General features: G+C 56.6%; 1 rRNA gene. It reads right to left on the bottom strand.

What is annotated here, in order from left to right:
* Positions 1–334, bottom strand: a 23S ribosomal RNA gene (locus FK530_RS25120); the annotation flags it as partial.
* Positions 335–565 lie beyond the last annotated feature (231 nt).

The raw sequence follows: 565 nt of genomic DNA, 5'->3' as shown, positions 1-565 counted from the left end.
CGGCAGAAGATGGACAGATGAGCCCCACAACACCGCACACGCAACGCCCGCCGACTATCACACGCACACGGTTTAGCCTCCTCCGCTTTCGCTCGCCACTACTCACGGAATATCTTCTCCTACGGGTACTGAGATGTTTCACTTCCCCGCGTTCCCCCCACCACCCTATGAATTCAGATGGCAGTGACTAGGCATGACCCCAGCCGGGTTCCCCCATTCGGACATCCTCGGATCAACACTCGCTCGCCAACTCCCCGAGGCATTTCGCAGGCCGCAACGTCCTTCATCAGCTCTTGGTGCCAAGGCATCCACCGAACGCCAAAACAACTAAACAAAACCACAGAACAAAAATAAGATGCTCACAACCACTATACAGTTCACAAACAACCCACCACACCCACACACACCACCCAAACGAGTAGCACACACAGGCAGGCACACACGCCCACACCCACACAGGCCCCCCACCCACACCCCCAACCAAGGAGACACAAACAGGAAGCCGCCACAGGTGTTGAACGTGAACCCGACAGCGTGCAAGTCTCTTCCAACACCCACCCCAAAC

The sequence above is a fragment of the Tsukamurella conjunctivitidis genome, from assembly GCF_007858475.1.
Taxonomy (GTDB): Bacteria; Actinomycetota; Actinomycetes; order Mycobacteriales; family Mycobacteriaceae; genus Tsukamurella; species Tsukamurella conjunctivitidis.
Note: the sequence above shows the minus strand (reverse complement) of the source record. Positions and strands in the feature narration are given on the sequence as shown.